The 15,064-nt window shown below is 40.3% G+C and carries 14 protein-coding genes; 6 read left to right on the forward strand and 8 right to left on the reverse strand.

The genetic code is table 11. From position 1 onward, the window contains the following. Positions 1–445: 445 nt before the first annotated feature. Together CYAN7822_RS35640 and CYAN7822_RS11335 are read left to right on the forward strand one after the other, a co-directional pair. Entirely contained in the window at positions 446–562 is a 117-nt protein-coding gene (locus CYAN7822_RS35640; protein ID WP_013322406.1) for a photosystem II reaction center protein I, read from the forward strand. Positions 563–802: 240 nt separating this feature from the next. Continuing rightward, the gene (locus CYAN7822_RS11335) at positions 803–3,292 is read left to right on the forward strand and encodes a DUF3769 domain-containing protein (protein WP_013322407.1); all 2,490 of its coding nucleotides are present in this window, start codon (positions 803–805) and stop codon (positions 3,290–3,292) included. Positions 3,293–3,319: 27 nt separating this feature from the next. Here CYAN7822_RS11335 and CYAN7822_RS11340 read toward each other — a convergent pair whose 3' ends face one another. Next, positions 3,320–5,257, reverse strand: a complete 1,938-nt coding sequence (locus tag CYAN7822_RS11340; RefSeq protein ID WP_013322408.1) for an FAD-dependent oxidoreductase — start codon at positions 5,255–5,257, stop codon at positions 3,320–3,322. Positions 5,258–5,634: 377 nt separating this feature from the next. Here CYAN7822_RS11340 and CYAN7822_RS11345 point away from each other — a divergent pair, with 377 nt between their 5' ends. Further along, entirely contained in the window at positions 5,635–6,219 is a 585-nt protein-coding gene (locus CYAN7822_RS11345) for a hypothetical protein (RefSeq protein WP_013322409.1), read from the forward strand. Positions 6,220–6,222: 3 nt separating this feature from the next. Here CYAN7822_RS11345 and proC read toward each other — a convergent pair whose 3' ends face one another. The 4 genes from proC to pipX all read right to left on the reverse strand — a co-directional run bounded on the left by proC (position 6,223) and on the right by pipX (position 9,042). Then, positions 6,223–7,032, reverse strand: a complete 810-nt coding sequence (gene proC / locus CYAN7822_RS11350) for a pyrroline-5-carboxylate reductase (RefSeq protein ID WP_013322410.1) — start codon at positions 7,030–7,032, stop codon at positions 6,223–6,225. Positions 7,033–7,186: 154 nt separating this feature from the next. Further along, on the reverse strand, positions 7,187–7,780 hold the full coding sequence (locus CYAN7822_RS11355; protein WP_013322411.1) for a cell division protein SepF: 594 nt from the start codon (positions 7,778–7,780) through the stop codon (positions 7,187–7,189). Between the two features lie 327 nt (positions 7,781–8,107). Then, entirely contained in the window at positions 8,108–8,764 is a 657-nt protein-coding gene (locus tag CYAN7822_RS11360; RefSeq protein ID WP_013322412.1) for a YggS family pyridoxal phosphate-dependent enzyme, read from the reverse strand. Positions 8,765–8,769: 5 nt separating this feature from the next. Further along, positions 8,770–9,042 carry a transcriptional coactivator PipX gene (gene pipX / locus CYAN7822_RS11365; protein ID WP_013322413.1) on the reverse strand — a complete coding sequence of 91 codons (273 nt, stop codon included), beginning with the start codon at positions 9,040–9,042 and terminating at the stop codon, positions 8,770–8,772. 363 nt (positions 9,043–9,405) lie between these two features. On the opposite strand from pipX, the gene CYAN7822_RS11370 reads away from it, so the two are divergent. The 3 genes from CYAN7822_RS11370 (at position 9,406) to CYAN7822_RS11380 (ending at position 12,018) form a co-directional block, all read left to right on the forward strand. Then, positions 9,406–9,765, forward strand: a complete 360-nt coding sequence (locus CYAN7822_RS11370; protein ID WP_013322414.1) for a VOC family protein — start codon at positions 9,406–9,408, stop codon at positions 9,763–9,765. 62 nt (positions 9,766–9,827) lie between these two features. After that, positions 9,828–11,144, forward strand: a complete 1,317-nt coding sequence (locus tag CYAN7822_RS11375) for a recombinase family protein (RefSeq protein ID WP_013322415.1) — start codon at positions 9,828–9,830, stop codon at positions 11,142–11,144. 415 nt (positions 11,145–11,559) lie between these two features. After that, entirely contained in the window at positions 11,560–12,018 is a 459-nt protein-coding gene (locus CYAN7822_RS11380) for a DUF2141 domain-containing protein (protein WP_013322416.1), read from the forward strand. On the opposite strand, the gene CYAN7822_RS11385 is transcribed toward CYAN7822_RS11380, so the two are convergent. From CYAN7822_RS11385 to CYAN7822_RS11395, 3 genes are all read right to left on the reverse strand, one after another. Beyond that, a complete protein-coding gene (locus CYAN7822_RS11385) occupies positions 12,015–13,334 on the reverse strand; it encodes a bifunctional folylpolyglutamate synthase/dihydrofolate synthase (protein ID WP_013322417.1) in 1,320 nt (439 codons plus the stop codon). The two genes, CYAN7822_RS11380 and CYAN7822_RS11385, sit on opposite strands and share 4 nt — an antisense overlap. A gap of 107 nt (positions 13,335–13,441) precedes the next feature. Beyond that, positions 13,442–13,930: a nucleoside deaminase gene (locus tag CYAN7822_RS11390; protein ID WP_013322418.1), complete on the reverse strand. Its 489-nt coding sequence runs from the start codon at positions 13,928–13,930 to the stop codon at positions 13,442–13,444. 13 nt (positions 13,931–13,943) lie between these two features. Next, on the reverse strand, positions 13,944–14,948 hold the full coding sequence (locus tag CYAN7822_RS11395; RefSeq protein ID WP_013322419.1) for a hypothetical protein: 1,005 nt from the start codon (positions 14,946–14,948) through the stop codon (positions 13,944–13,946). Between the last annotated feature and the right edge of the window lie 116 nt (positions 14,949–15,064).

A 15,064-nucleotide genomic window follows, 5' to 3' on the forward strand; every position in this document is an offset into this window, starting at 1 on the left:
CGTCCATCTGTTTAATGTGGATGTGATGTCTCTTTCTTCACCGGACGGGAGTACCGGAGCGGTGCCGGCTCTTTTTTTCCCTCAAAAAGGAAGTGCTACAGGGCCGTTCCCATCAAAAGGAGATAGAAAGAAGCATTTGAACTTCAGGCGCGACGGCTTGAAGTGGGGAGTGCTGACTGATAAGAGTTGCAACTTAAGAATCGACAATTGTCAGAATAAATGATCGTGACTTGACTTGTGGCTCATTTCTCACACTTTGCTAGTAAAGTCTAAATTAGGTTTTAGTGAACTCCAAAATGGCAAGGGAACCCTCAGTATAAACTTATCCTCCATTATCTATTATCAAGGTAATGGGATCTCTATCGAACCCAAAATAAGGTAAAGTAAGTCAAGATATCATGAAACCCCCAAAATCTTAATCAAAAGTTGATCAGGAGATACTAGAATGTTAACCCTTAAAATCGTTGTATATATCGTTGTTACCTTTTTTATCGCCCTGTTCGTGTTTGGCTTCTTATCTAGCGACCCAACTCGTAATCCAGGACGTAAAGACTTCGAATAATCAGTCGTTGAAGTAACCTAGAGATTCGAGACGGCTACGGCTCAGGAACAAATGCTCATCAATTTTTAGTCTTTAGTTAAGATAATCAAGAGAGCCTATAGGCACTCTGGAGGGAAAGTTAAATTCTAAAAATGGACAATCCTAACCTAAGCCGCATTATCTCGTCTCTAGGCTTCTATGTGATAATCGAAGCTGAGGTTCGAGCAATGAACGACTCTGCCCTCGCCTAATTGTAATAAAATGCTCCCATTTGTTACTCTATTATCCCCCCCTGCTTTAATCCAACCCTTTACTCCCCAAAGCGAACCCCAGAAATCTACCCAGTTAGCTCAAAATCTTCAACCGACTACCACCGAAAAAAATACTGTTATCAGGGAGGGACAAGGCTTATCTCAAAAGAGACAACAAACATCTGTTGAAACGATTCCGGCCGTTGTAGAATTTTATTACTCTGATCCCCAAGAAATTCCTAAGATAGACCCTCATCAGTCCAATGAAACCACAGCACAGAGCGCGGAGCAATTAGGCGAACCCATTTCTGTTGATGCTAATTCACCGAAAAACCCTCAAGCGCCCACGAAAACCCCAAGCACTGAAATTGCCTCACCAAGAGCGGCTTCTCCTCAACAAGTTATTTTTGGTTTAGAGCGTAAAGAGGGTTTCGAAAGAAGTGCTATAGCCACCGTGAGAGTCACCTCTAAACAGAATGGACAACAACGAGTCTATAAGCTGCCGTTGACTGCCGCCGAAGACGACGATCCTCTTGCCCAAACACCCCGTTCCCCTAAAACGCCTCAAACTGAACCCAGTACCACTCCCCCCTCAACGCCTCCTGAACAAGAGGATGTGATTGAACTCGATGCCGATCAACAAGAATATGACTCGGTGCGAAAAATTGTCACGGCCAGAGGGAATGTTTCGATGCAGTTAACTAACGGATACCTAACGGCCGATCGCCTACAGGTGAATATTCCTAAGCGTTTAGCTGTGGCAGAAGGACAAGTGATTCTTAAACGCGGAGAACAAGTTATTCGTGGTGATCGTTTTGAGTATTATTTTGTCGAAGATAGCGGCGTGGTTTTTAATGCTAATGGGGAAATTTATCAACCTACCACCGGTCAAGATTTTTCGGCTAATGTGTCCAACGATGTCAGCGCCGGGGGAGCCACTTATAGCAATTTAAATGATCGTCTGGCCAATAACCAACCTCTACAACGAGTCACCACAGCAGGCGGCTATCAATTCGTTTTTGGTACTCAAAGATTAGGGACACCTAATAGTCAATCTATACAAGGTGGTGGCGGACAAATTAATCGCATTCGCTTCCAAGCTCAAGAATTAAAATTTGAAGGCCCTAATTGGGATGCTACTGATATCCGTTTTACCAATGATCCTTTTTCTCCTCCAGAATTAGAAGTCCGAGCGGCACAAGCTCAGTTAAGAAAAGTTTCTCCTCAAGTGCAGGAAATTAACCTCACTCGTTCCCGCATTGTTTTTGATCAAAGGGTATCTATTCCTACTACTGATCGAGTGGTTTTAGATCGCCGCAATCGCCAACCCGGTATTATTGGTTTTGGATATGATGGAGAGGAAAGAGGGGGCCTTTACGTTGAGAGTGGTTTTCCTCTTATTGATAACCCTGTTATTAGTCTTCGTATTACTCCCCAATATTTGATTCAAAAAGCTCTGTTTCCTGATACTTTTCCTACCTCACGTCCTAATGATGAATCAGTTGGTGCTTTCAGTCCTGAAGTGTTTGGTTTAGTCAGTGAATTAGATCTCAACTTCAGCAAACGAACCTCTTTTGAATCGACGGTTTCTTTGTCGAGTCTTAAGCTTGACGATACGAGTAACCACCTACGAACTAAACTCAGAGTTCAGCACAAAATCGGTGAGTTAAGTAATCCTTTTCGTTTTAATTTTGAATATAATTATCGAGAACGTCTATATAATGGGTCTTTGGGCTACCAAACCGTAGAAGATAGTCTGGGTTTTGTGATTACTTCTCCTCGTACTTATATTGGTAATACCGGTATTTTATTAACTTATCAAGGTTCTATTCAAAGTATCAAAGCTCCCACTGATCGACAAGAATTGCTAGGCAATAAACCTAAGAATAATTTAGTTACTCTCTCCCGTACCCAAGGCGCGGCTACAATGACTCGTCCTTTTTTACTTTGGTATGGGAAAGCTTTACCCCCAACTCCTGAGCAAGGATTACGATTTACCCCTACCCCGGTTTTACCTTATATTGTCTTTAACACCGGCATTACCGGTGTGGCTAGTTTTTATGGTGATGGCAGTACACAGCCTTCTCTAACGGCTACTGTGGGCTTTTCTGGACAATTTGGACATTTTTCCCGAAATGCTTGGGATTATACTGGGTTTAATCTCAGCTATAGTCAAGGATTACGGGGTGATGAGTCTCCTTTTTACTTTGATCGTTTTGTGGATCAAAGAATTATTTCTTATGGCATTACTCAGCAAGTTTATGGTCCGATTCGCGTGGGTTTTCAAACTTCCTACAGTCTCGATGAATCAAAAGAAATTAGCACAGATTTGGTGATAGAATGGAGCCGCCGAACTTATAGTATTCTCCTACGTTATAATCCTGTTTTAGAATTAGGTTCTATTAATTTACGGATCAGTGACTTTAACTGGACAGGTAACCCCGGATTGTTTGAAGGAACTTTAATTCGTCCTGTGGTTGATGGCGTAAGGCAGAATTAAAACGTGAGTGTGGTAACAGCAAAATGCTTAAATCTTGAGCATTCCTTCAGGAGCTACAGAAAATAGGATTCTTCTTTGTAAACCTTCTTGTTGAAGAATGGCATTAGCCGCTAATAATCCACTACTTACTGCTCGTTCCATTAAACCACAAGGAAAAGGCATTTTCACCCAATCTCCGGCAAAAATTAAATTAGAAATTTCCGTCGTGGTTTCTGGACGTTCGCGGTAGCTCTTGGGGGGATATCCAGAAAAGTTTTTTTGATTGACTAACTCTCGATGTAAAACGGTAGCATTTTTTAATTGAGGCACAATTTGATAAAGTTCTTGTTCAAAGGTCGTTAAGAGTGCTTCTTGAGTGGGAAATTTTTTTTCACTATAACAATAAGCGTGTAGTTCTACGACACTTCCTCCTGTCTTTTTAGCCCAGTCAATAAATTGTTTTTGAAGGCGATGATACAGAGTAATACTATCAGTTAGTTCATAGCCAGATAGGGAAGTAAAATAACTATGTTGCCAGGTAAAATCTTGATCAAACCAGAAACGAGCAACGGCAAAAGGATCGGCAATGGCTAATTGCTCAATTTGTTGTTTTAGGCTCGGGTTAATTTCTCCGGTCATTAAATTTAACAACTGTTTCACGCCCGGTACATCTGTGGCAATTACATAATAATCAGCCTCAATTTTTTCCCGCATTAATGATAAATTGGGTGCATGGGCGACTAACTGAATTTGTTCATCTTTTCGTTGCAAGATTTTAAATTGCGCTAAATCTCGTTGTGCTGGACCTCGCATGACTCGCCCTTCTACATCAAATAATGCCCCATGACAAGGACATAAAAAGTTACCATCAGCCTGTTTTGATACAGTACAACCCTCATGAGGACAAGTCAGAGAAATGGCTTGAGTGCTTCCAGGTTGGGCGGCAAAAACTCGATCTCCTGCCCCATAATATAATAGCTTGTCATCTTCTATTGCTCGATTCGGTTCTACCCAAAAGGGAATATCTGTGAGAGCATCTCCCTGTTGATAAGCCAGAAACTCAATTTTCCCCTCAGACAAGCCAATTTCAGAAATGGTTGCTTGTGTGCGGATTTTACCGCCTCGATTTTCAATGGCTTGAGCAATGGGTGTTACTAAGCTTGTTCCCATGTCATCCTTAGTTCCATTAAAGGCTAATCCTTCAGGATTCCCAAAGAAATAAAAATGGAAAAATTGTAAGAGTTCTCCTGTACTTAAATGCTCAGGCGCATTGAGACTGGATTTGGCAAAGGGAAGGAAATAAAGATCATATAATCCTTTCGGGAAATCTTTAGCCGCCCAATCTGCCACAGAGATTTCATCGAGATGATTAAAGCTTTTGGGAATTTGAAAACCTGTAATTGCCCTAAAAACCTGCCAATGGCCAGGATTAGCTAGGTTAATTCCCCAACGTAAGCGGTTAGGAGAAGAAATGGCTAAATCAACGATATTCCAAGGAAAAGCAGTGTTCGTAGGGCGAAAGACTTCTTCGTGATAAGTTCCTTGGCGAAACAGTAGAGAATAAAAGTCTAGAGATTGAAAATTGTCGCTAATTTCTAGTTCTTGTATTAAATTGTTTAGGTTGTAGTATTGGGGGAAAAAGCCATGAAAGCCATGCTCCATTTTAAATTGTTCGTCGCCTACTTCAATGATCCAACTGGCAATTTTTCCGCCTAAATTGGGGGAGCGTTCTAAGAGTGTTACTTGAAACCCCCGTTGACTCAGTTGATAGGCACAAGCTAACCCGGCTAACCCGGCACCAATCACTACGACGGATTTAGGGGCACTTAGATTGAGAGGTAAGTTTAAAGAATCTTTCTGAAATATAAAGGGTTGAGGCTTAGAAAAACGGGAATAGCTTACTATTGCTCCTACAGCACCAACACCAAGCATTTTTAAGGCAGTTCGCCGCGAGATTGCCCAGGAAGAAAGCGAGGATTGACTCATGACCGGGTTAGTTTAAGTTGATTTTAAATTTGATAATACCTTAAACTCTTGACCGAGAAGCGAACCTATCGAAAGTAGGATGATATTAGCCGTATTTTAAGGTGAAATAAAAAGAGAAAGCTTGATGACTAACTCATAGATGAGATGAGCCGCTCAATGGCTGCTCAAAAGACGCTTTTATTTCTAAAAATTGTAAAAATTCCCTAACCAATCTTTAAATAATTTTCTCATCCCAATTTGCCCTGAAGCGGCATCTAATATATTCCCCCAACTTCTCTTAATAAAGGGGAGAAAAAGAAAAAAGTGATCAAGTCTAATGAGTTGAAACTTAGATCTTATTAGGCTAAATACAAAAGAGTAAAAGGAGGTTTTTTATTATGTTTAAATATGCTGGCATTTTCGGGATAGGCGGCAGTTTGGTGCTAGGAATTCCTTTAATGGCTTTAAGCGCATCTGCTCAAGAAGTGATAACATCTCCTGTTTGTCCCAGACTATATTATGAAGCGCCTTGGGCCACTCTTTTAACTCCTCCTGCTGGATGTCCCGCTAATGATACAAATCTATCTGGAACATCAAGAATTGAATATGTTAAGCCTGTAGAATCGGGCACTCAGGCGACTCCTCCTTTACCGGAGGATACCACTCCCGCAGTGGCTAGTGTTATTCCTAAACAAGGTTATGTCAATATTCAATTAAATAATACGACTAATACGGTGGTCACTTACGAAGTGATTGGACATACTAATCAACGGCAATTATTGGGGCGGCAAAATATAGAGCTTCAAGATATTCCTCTGCCTGTCACTATTACGCTTGTTCGTCCAGATAATGGGTTTTTAAAGATTATTCCTGTTAGTTCTGAGTCTGATTTATTAAATATTACTTTGCAGGAAAATCCCAATTTTAATGATACTCAAGGGGTGGTGAGAATTCAAAAAAATGGTCAAGTTTACTTGAATTAAATATTAAGCGCCTAACTCATGAGAGCGCCTTGTAGCCGCCACCACCGCCTGAATGAGTGCTGAACGAAAACCCGCCTTTTCTAACTGAGCAACAGCCGCTATGGTTGTCCCACCTGGGGAAGTCACCTTATCTTTCAATTCTCCTGGATGAAGACCCGATTCAGCCAATAACTGAGCCGTCCCCAAAACAGTTTGTATTGCCAATTGTAGAGCTATCGGACGGGGCAAACCGGCAGCGACTCCCCCATCGGCTAAAGCTTCTATCATAATGGCTACATAAGCCGGACCTGAACCGGATAAACCGGTCACAGCATCCATTAAAGACTCGGATACTTCCACCACCTTTCCCACTGCACCAAAAATTGACTGTGCCCAAGAAAGATGTTGAGATTGGACTTGTTTCCCAGAGGCGATGGCACTGATACCGGCTCCTACTGTGGCGGGCGTATTCGGCATTACTCGAATAACTGCCTGTTCAGGAAAAGCTTGTTCTAAACGCTTTAAGGTTACACCTGCCAGAATTGAAATGATTAAGGGCGGGTAGCGCCTAGGAAATAACAGTCCTAAATTCTCGACGACCTTATCTAAAATTTGCGGCTTAATGGCTAATAATAATACTTCTTCGGCCGTGGCAGTCTCTCGATTATCTGAAGTGACTTGTACCTGATAAGTTTTCTGCAAAAAATCACGCCGTTGGGGTTGAGGTTCACTGACCAATACAGCGTTAGGATCATAAATTTTTTCTTGAATTAGACGGGAGAGGATAGCTTCTGCCATCACTCCACCCCCAATAATTCCTAAGCGAATAGACACTTTTATAATAATTGATGGTTACTGATTAGGGGGCATCAGTCATTAGTCATTGATCATGGCTCAAATCCAGTCAGTTGTCATTGTTATTTATTGAATTATTTATGCTTTAACTATTAACTAATGACTTATGACTCATGACTAATGACTCATTCTATTACTGAGCAATGCGACTCGCTTCGGCTCCCCAAATGGGAGAGGACATACTAGAACGAGTTGAGGTTTTAGGAGCATCAGGAACATCATGAACCGTTCCTGTTAATGTACTTACTTTTACACAATTAGGAGTAAATAAGAAAATACTTTCGCCAATGCGCTCTTGATGACCATCAATCGCATAGGTTCCACCCGCAACAAAATCTACTGCTCTTTGAGCTTCCTCGGGGTCCATAACATTGAGATTCAAGACGACTGACTTGCGCTCTCTAAGGGTTTGGATCACTTGAGGCATTTCTTCAAAAGAATGCGGCTCGATGACAACGACTTCCGCAATCCCATTGGTGATTCCTGGCATACCAATTACATTGTTCCTCGTGGTTGTTGTTCCCATGCCTGTATCTGATGTTAGACTGAAACTCTCCCGAGTCCGACGACTCTTAATAGGTTCTTCTTCTTCTGGTTCTACCAACTCTGATTGATTGTTTTTGGAATATCTCTTATCATATTCCATCTCCTCATAGTCGGTTTCATATTCGTCCTCTTGCTCTGTAATACCGACGAAATCTTTTAACTTTGTTAAGATTGTATTCACAGTCCAGTTCCCTTAACGACTTTAGTTTATGGTTAATGCCTTGCGACAAGTTGGTTTTTAAGTTAAAGATGAACGGAATTGAAAAATCCGAGTTTTAATGGTTAATTTACCATTTCCTCTTCTGGCTTTCCTAAATCGGCCTCTTTAGTACAAAGAAACTGACTTAATTGGCTTATTTAGGTTAAGGTAACAACGAATTGAGACTTTCCCCTTTTAGTCGTGTTAACCTAAATTTTAGTTCCATCTTTAACGCTGGAACTGAAGTTGATTTACTAGCCAATTTTAGATCAAAGTTGACAAACTCTAAAAAAAATTTTAAGAAATTTTTTAGGCTCTCTCTCCAAACAAAATTCGCCCTAAGCGAATCATGGTAGCACCTTCACCCACAGCCCATTGATAATCATCTGACATTCCCATTGATAACTCTCGAATCTCTAGCTGTGACTGCCCATTAACTTGGAGAGCTAATTTTCGAGTGGTTTCAAAGGCGGCTTTAATTTCTGCTTCATTTAATCCCAAGGGTAAAATTGTCATCAAACCCTGAATTTTTAACTGGCAACATTTCTCGATTTGTGGTATGTCTTGGAGGAATTCAGGAATCGGCCAGCCATATTTATTCGGGTCAGGTAACACTTTAACTTGGAGACAGATTCGCGGCACATTGGATAATTCTTTGGCCAAACGATCTAGACGTTGAAGGAGTTCGAGACTATCCACCGAGTGAATCCACTCGAAACTTTCCAAAACTTTTTTTGCTTTGTTACTCTGTAAATGGCCGATAAAATGCCAACAAAGATCAGGTAAGTCTTGGAGTTGTTCTTGTTTGACTAAAGCTTCTTGCAGACGATTCTCGGCAAAATCTCGGATTCCCGCCTGGTAAGCTTCGCGCATTGCTTCAGTGGGTACCTGTTTAGTAACGGCGATAAGACGGACGTGGGAAGGAATAAAAGAGCGAATTTGGTCAATCCGTTGAGCGATCGTCATAAAAGCTAGACAAAAGTGCGCTGATATATATTATGTAACTCTTGATAGTCTTCTACTGAAGCAGTACGCCGCATATGACGCAGACGATTTTCTACCAGTACACGAGCATCTGAGCGACTAATGGTTTCAAAAGAAACAACACCGTTTGGCTTAAGTTTAACCAAAAAAAATAGACGTTGCGCGTAAAGGGTGGTAAAAATCTCCTGGTTCTCCTCCACTAAGCACACTCTATAGAGTAAACCAAAGGTCGGGTGATTTAAATAAGTTTCGTTATTCATTAACAGTGACAACAGCAGTCTTCCTAGTTAAAGGGATTTATTGAGTTGGGGACCATCATTAGCTTTTTCAACCAGTTTAGCAAGATGAGTGCCCTAACTCTGAAGCTAGAGATGATGTTTCACATTTCTTCGCGCGGGAGCAGGGAGTAACGGCCCTAACCCTAAAGAGAAAGGCTCTACGAGATAAACTTAAGTAGGTGGGCAAAAATAAATGAACAATGGATTAACTCTTAAAAATGCCTCAATTCCTTATTTGTTGCCTGTTCCCTGTTCCCTATTCCCTCTCTCCGTTTTACGTTTAATTATGCCCACCTACTTACTTATATGATCAACACTATATATTGAAAAATAAAAATAGTAACTATGCAGATAACCCGATGTCTTCACACAGCAATTTTAGTATCAGATTTAGAAAAAGCCGCACACTTTTACAGCAATATTTTAGGATTAACCCAAGTGGATAGAAGCTTAAAATATTCTGGCATCTGGTATCAAATTGGAGATTATCAAATCCATTTAATTGTTGACTCTAACTTAACCATCACTCATCAAAACGAAGAAAAATGGGGCCGCAATCCTCACTTTGCTTTAGCTGTAGCTGATTTAGAAGCCATGAAAGAACAGTTACAACGTTACGGTTATCCTTTCCAAATGAGCGCTTCTGGACGAGCCGCTTTATTTACTCAAGACCCTGACGGGAACATTATAGAAATTAGTCAATAGTCATTAGTCAGAGCGTCTTTTTTTCTGGCTTCTTGCCTAGTCTTAATAATAGTGCCGATTTTATGAAAATCATCGCTTATCTATATAGTGATCCCCTGTTAGAATCGCCGCCTAATATCTCAATTTGGGGCTTAGAAGTCGATCAGGTTTATCAAGATTTAGACCCACAACGTCCTCAGTTACAAGAACTCTTAACCCAAGCGCAAATCGATCCCCCAACTTATTTATTAATTCGCCGCTTAGAAGAATTAGGCGATACAGTAGAACAAGTCGGCGAACGCCTCAATCAACTGGAAAACCTTGGCATCGAAATTATCGCCACAGAACAGCCTTATAGTTCTTCTCTACTCAACAAAAATAGCCCTAAAGATATCCGTACTCATTTAACCAAACTTTTACAAGAGATCCAAAAAAATCAACGCCGCCAACGCTTAAAAAAAGGACATGCCCGCAACCGAATTAAAGCCTTACCGCCACCCGGAAAAGCCCCTTATGGATATCGCCGAGGCAAAGATCGCTACATCCTTGATCGCAGTACCGCCCCGGTGGTTAAGGATTTTTTTGAACGTTTTTTACTCTTTGGTTCTTTACGGGGAGCCGTGCGCTATTTAGAAAAACGCTATGGGAAAAAAATTTCGGTTTCTACTGCTCGAAAATGGTTAACTAATCCCGTTTATCGGGGAGACTTAGCTTACCAAAATTCGGATATTATTCCTGATACCCATCTGCCTATTATTTCTCGCGAAGAAGCCGCTCAAATTGATCGCTTATTAAGACGTAATAGTAATTTAGCCCCTCGAACAGCCAGCGCACCGCGTTCTTTAGCCGGCTTAGTCAGTTGTAACCAATGTCAATCTCAGATGACCATTACCCGCGTCACTACCCGCAATAAAAAAACTGAATATCTTTATTTACGACCGATGAATTGTCCTTTACAGCCCAAGTGTCAAGCGATTCTTTATCAAGAGGTTTTAAACAAAACTATTCTGAAAATTTGTCAAGATTTGCCTTTGGCTGTTGCTCAGTTAAATTTACCTAATTTAGAAGCTATTAAGCTAAAATTAACCGAAAATATCAGCAAAAAAAAAGCGATCATTGATCAATTATCCCAGTTACAAGAGCAAGGAATTTTAGAGCAGCAAACCTCGGATTTACGCAGTTATCAATTAAAAACTGAGATAGCTCAATTGCAAACCCAACTCGATCAATTACCGCCCGGAGATTTAAAAATTATTACCAAAGCGGTCACCATTCCTCAGTTTTGGTTAGATTTATCCGAAGCAGAACGGCGGTTTTATTTTCGTGAGTTTATTCGTCAGGTGGAAATTATTCGTCTTCAACCCGATGATTGGGCAGTTCAATTAATATTTATTTTTTAAAAAATTCAAAGCGGCTCTACGGGCGAACAAAAGTTCGCGGCTGACAAGGCTTTTTCGCTAGGAGACAGGGAAGAAGGGCATCTGCTAAAAAGCTTAAAAAAATCTTTAGAAAAAATGTAAAAAATATGTTACATTAACTTTAATGTTGTTCAATTAAGGCCCCTAAAAAACCGTAGAAAAAAAATACTCAAGAGCAATCTTGGAGATATTTTGCTATCTTTGCAGGGTTAGCCTGCTCCCAATGTCAATTAACCTAAAGATAGAATTTTACGCAGTGGAGAATAATCAATAATGTTGTGACCATTGTGTTCAGGATTCATGACAAAAAAAATTCTTCATAAATGCGCTTATCTTGAGTAAGCCAAAACTATTATTGTGTTTGAATAACTAATTATTGAAACTAAAAGGAACTATTATGAAACCCTGGTTAATAAATGGACTCTTACTGGCAATGGTAAGCAGTGGTTTATTCATTGTCAAAGCACAAGCCAACGCCAAAACAGAATTAAATATCACCATTGATGGACTTAAAAGCCTAAAAGGTCAAGTTTGTATCAGCGTATTTTCGAGTAGTAAAGGTTTTCCAAGCAGCAAAAATCAAGCGGTACAAGCTCGATGTCTGGGCGTTACAGGGGCTTCAGAAACAATCTCATTTGAGAATCTAGACCCAGGAAGCTATGCAGTTGCCGTTATTCATGATGCTAACATTGACGGTAAACTGAACCGTAACCTACTCGGAATTCCGATAGAAGGCTTTGGCTTTTCTAATAATCCCAAAATACTAACAGGCCCGCCTAAATTTGGAGAGTCTGCCATTATAGTCAGTGGTCAACAGACCAATATTCGCATCCAGTTAAAGTATTTCGGAGTTTAGATATTTGATAGTTTCTGGTTATAACTAGAGAAAAAATAGCCCAATAAATAAAGCGAACCACACAAAACAATCACTCGCTCTGAAGACTTATTTAAATCTTCAAGGGCGGGGTCTTCATTAATAGCAACTTCTAGGCAGCTAAACAGATCAGACATGGGTTTAACTAAGTCTAAATGCGGACAAACCTCTTTAGCCAAAGCCGCCAAAACTGCCGGATCAGCAGTCGCTTGCTCCGGAACCGGAACCAGATACAAACGATCTCCAGGACGCAATAAAGCTTCAAAAATGTCTTGATGGTCTTTAGTGGATAGTATTCCCATTACCCAACTAACCGGTTGATTGAGGCTATCCACATATTGACGTAAACTGAGGGCAGCCGCAGGATTATGGGCCCCATCAATCAAAATTGAGCGATTAAGCCACTCGATCCACTGTATTCGCCCCGACCATCGAGTTTTAGCCATTCCGCTTACAATTGCCGCATCAGAAATCTCAAACCCTTGTTCTTGTAAACGTTCTAAAACTGCTATAGCGATAGCTGAATTCATTAACTGTATATCCCCGAGTAACGCTAAAGGATACTCGATGGTTCTGTTTCCCGTATATTTTGCCCACCCTTGTTTCATGGGAGAAGAAGGACTTACCCAAACAGCCGGACAATTTAGTAGTTGGAGACGACTTGCTACCACCGCCTTAGCGTCTGGCGGCAAATTTCCGATGACAGTCGCGCAACCAGGTTTTAAAATACCGGCTTTTTCCCCAGCAATGTGAGCAACTGTAGGGCCTAACACTTGCCAATGTTCTCGACTAATAGAAGTAATAACACTAACCAAAGGATGGTCACAGACATTAGTTGCATCCAAGCGTCCTCCTAATCCTACCTCCATAATGGCAATATCTACCCTTTTTTGAGCAAAATATAACCAAGCGGCGGCGGTAATGACTTCAAACTGAGTGGGACTTTCAAATTCAGTGGGGTGCGGAACTCGTTCCGCACTAGGGATAGCGGCTTGAATTTGTTGTAGAATCTCGGCTAAAACCGTTGTGGGAATAGGTTGTTCATTAAGACAAATTCTTTCATTCCAATGGACTAAATGAGGAGAGGTATAACGTCCAACAGTATAGCCGGCTTGTGTTAATACAGAGGAAAGATAAGCACAAACGGAGCCTTTGCCATTAGTTCCGGCAACATGAACAATCTTAACACGATGATGAGGATTACCCAGTGCTGATAATAAACGTTGAATACGTTCTAAACCCAGATGAACCCCAAAATGTTGATAAGGTTTTAGTAAAGCGTCTAAGTCATTAGTCATTAGTCATTAGTCATTAGTCATTAGTCATTAGTCATTAGTTGTTAGTTAAGAGACTGGTTTTTGCCTATTCCTTTTTGCCTTTTGCACGAGTACCTATTCCCTGTTCCCTATCTTCGTTGAGCAAACCAAGTTTGTAACTGTTCCCGACAAGCAGATTCCATAATACCAGACAGAACTGATAATCGATGATTAGAACAACTACTATCGGGTAAATTAGCAACAGTACGAATAGTTCCCGTTTTTGGGTCATCTACCCCATAAACTAATAACCCTATTCTGGCCTGAATAATGGCTCCTGTACACATAGGACAGGGTTCTAAGGTAACATAAAGATAACAAGCTTCTAAATGCCAAGTTTTTAAGATTTGACTAGCACGGCGAAGAACGAGAATTTCTGCATGAGCCGTTGGGTCTTGGTCTCGTTCTTTTCGGTTAGACGCTTCAGCAATTAAACGACCTTCTCTATCAAGAATAACAGCACCAACAGGAACATCTCCTGCTAATGCCGCTTGTTGTGCAAGTACGATCGCTCGACTCATCCACTGTTGATGCTTGAGATAGCTTTTTTCATCTAACTGGGTAATATATTTATCCAATTTTAAGCACCTACTAACTGGGTTTTTTACCGGTATTGCGAATGTTAATAAATTTATTGAGAAATTCAAACCAGAAGGGGGCGCCCATTGAAATTGCTATGGCGCTAACCACCCAACCAATAATCGCTTTAAATACATTTTTCTGGGTTAAGGGCAAAAATTGTTTATCCCAAGGATGGGATAAATCCCAACCTATAGGGAGAGTAGACAGGTCATTAAAAGTTGTGTTAATTTGCTCTTTTACGGGATTGAAACAGTTATTTGTATCGCTCGTTTCTTGGGCATTGTCTAAACAATCAGAAACCTTTGGATAGTTAGATTGAATTACTTCGTCTGCCAGTTGATTAATCGTCATTCTCAAGGTGGAATTTTTGGACAGACTATTAAAGATATATACGGTATCGGCATTAACTGCCACAGCTAAAGCCAAAGCGATGATCAAGGCTACTCCTTTAGCATTTCTTTTATAAGCACCAGCCGCCCTTGCCATAGAATCGTCAAACCAAATTTCTAGTTCTTTTTGAAATTGAAGCACGGCATTTTGTCCTTCTTTAACTTTAAATTCAGCAATTTTAACTAAGGATAAAAGACTTTCTTTTAAAGACTTATTGATGAGCGGTGACTGTTCAATATTGTTCTTCAAGGTTTTTATGTCTTTGGGAAAATTTTCTTCTGTTTCAGAAAGAGTCGACAAAAAAGCTTCAGAAAAAGTTTTAGCCTTAATATAGGAAGGTCCATCAAATTTAACCATTCTGTACTTTCCCGTTTGGTATAAACCTCTAATTAAAGAATTTTCCCAAATTTTTTCGGTCAGTTTTAACGCCTTATTGTCTTCTACCTTATCGGTTTTTTCCTTATTTTCTAAACCAAATAACTTAGCAATAGAATATTTTAAATGTCTAGACCTCCATTGCCATAGCGTTGCGATAAGCTCTTGAATCTCGGAAGCAACTAAACTTAAAAGTAAGTAAATAAAGCTAAAACTAATAATCACATCTAAAACTACGGACAAATTCATCGTTAAACCTCTTGCTTATTGATGTAAATTAATTCATGCCATAAAAATTATACAAGAAAGTTCCCAAGCAAGTCTCATAAGTTTTAGAAAGCATCAAGATTAAGAGACTCAAGCTC

Origin of the sequence: Gloeothece verrucosa PCC 7822 (assembly GCF_000147335.1) — a bacterium.
Taxonomy (GTDB): Bacteria; Cyanobacteriota; Cyanobacteriia; order Cyanobacteriales; family Microcystaceae; genus Gloeothece; species Gloeothece verrucosa.

Excerpts from the sequence above, each read along its gene's own strand:
- CYAN7822_RS35640 (WP_013322406.1), top strand. The coding sequence starts at position 446 with ATGTTAACCCTTAAAATCGTTGTATATATCGTTGTTACCTTTTTTATC.
- CYAN7822_RS11375 (WP_013322415.1), top strand. The coding sequence starts at position 9,828 with ATGAAAATCATCGCTTATCTATATAGTGATCCCCTGTTAGAATCGCCG.
- CYAN7822_RS11395 (WP_013322419.1), bottom strand. The coding sequence starts at position 14,948 with ATGAATTTGTCCGTAGTTTTAGATGTGATTATTAGTTTTAGCTTTATT.
- CYAN7822_RS11345 (WP_013322409.1), top strand. The coding sequence starts at position 5,635 with ATGTTTAAATATGCTGGCATTTTCGGGATAGGCGGCAGTTTGGTGCTA.
- CYAN7822_RS11360 (WP_013322412.1), bottom strand. The coding sequence starts at position 8,764 with ATGACGATCGCTCAACGGATTGACCAAATTCGCTCTTTTATTCCTTCC.
- CYAN7822_RS11380 (WP_013322416.1), top strand. The coding sequence starts at position 11,560 with ATGAAACCCTGGTTAATAAATGGACTCTTACTGGCAATGGTAAGCAGT.
- CYAN7822_RS11340 (WP_013322408.1), bottom strand. The coding sequence starts at position 5,257 with ATGAGTCAATCCTCGCTTTCTTCCTGGGCAATCTCGCGGCGAACTGCC.
- CYAN7822_RS11335 (WP_013322407.1), top strand. The coding sequence starts at position 803 with ATGCTCCCATTTGTTACTCTATTATCCCCCCCTGCTTTAATCCAACCC.
- CYAN7822_RS11370 (WP_013322414.1), top strand. The coding sequence starts at position 9,406 with ATGCAGATAACCCGATGTCTTCACACAGCAATTTTAGTATCAGATTTA.
- CYAN7822_RS11385 (WP_013322417.1), bottom strand. The coding sequence starts at position 13,334 with ATGACTAATGACTTAGACGCTTTACTAAAACCTTATCAACATTTTGGG.
- pipX (WP_013322413.1), bottom strand. The coding sequence starts at position 9,042 with ATGAATAACGAAACTTATTTAAATCACCCGACCTTTGGTTTACTCTAT.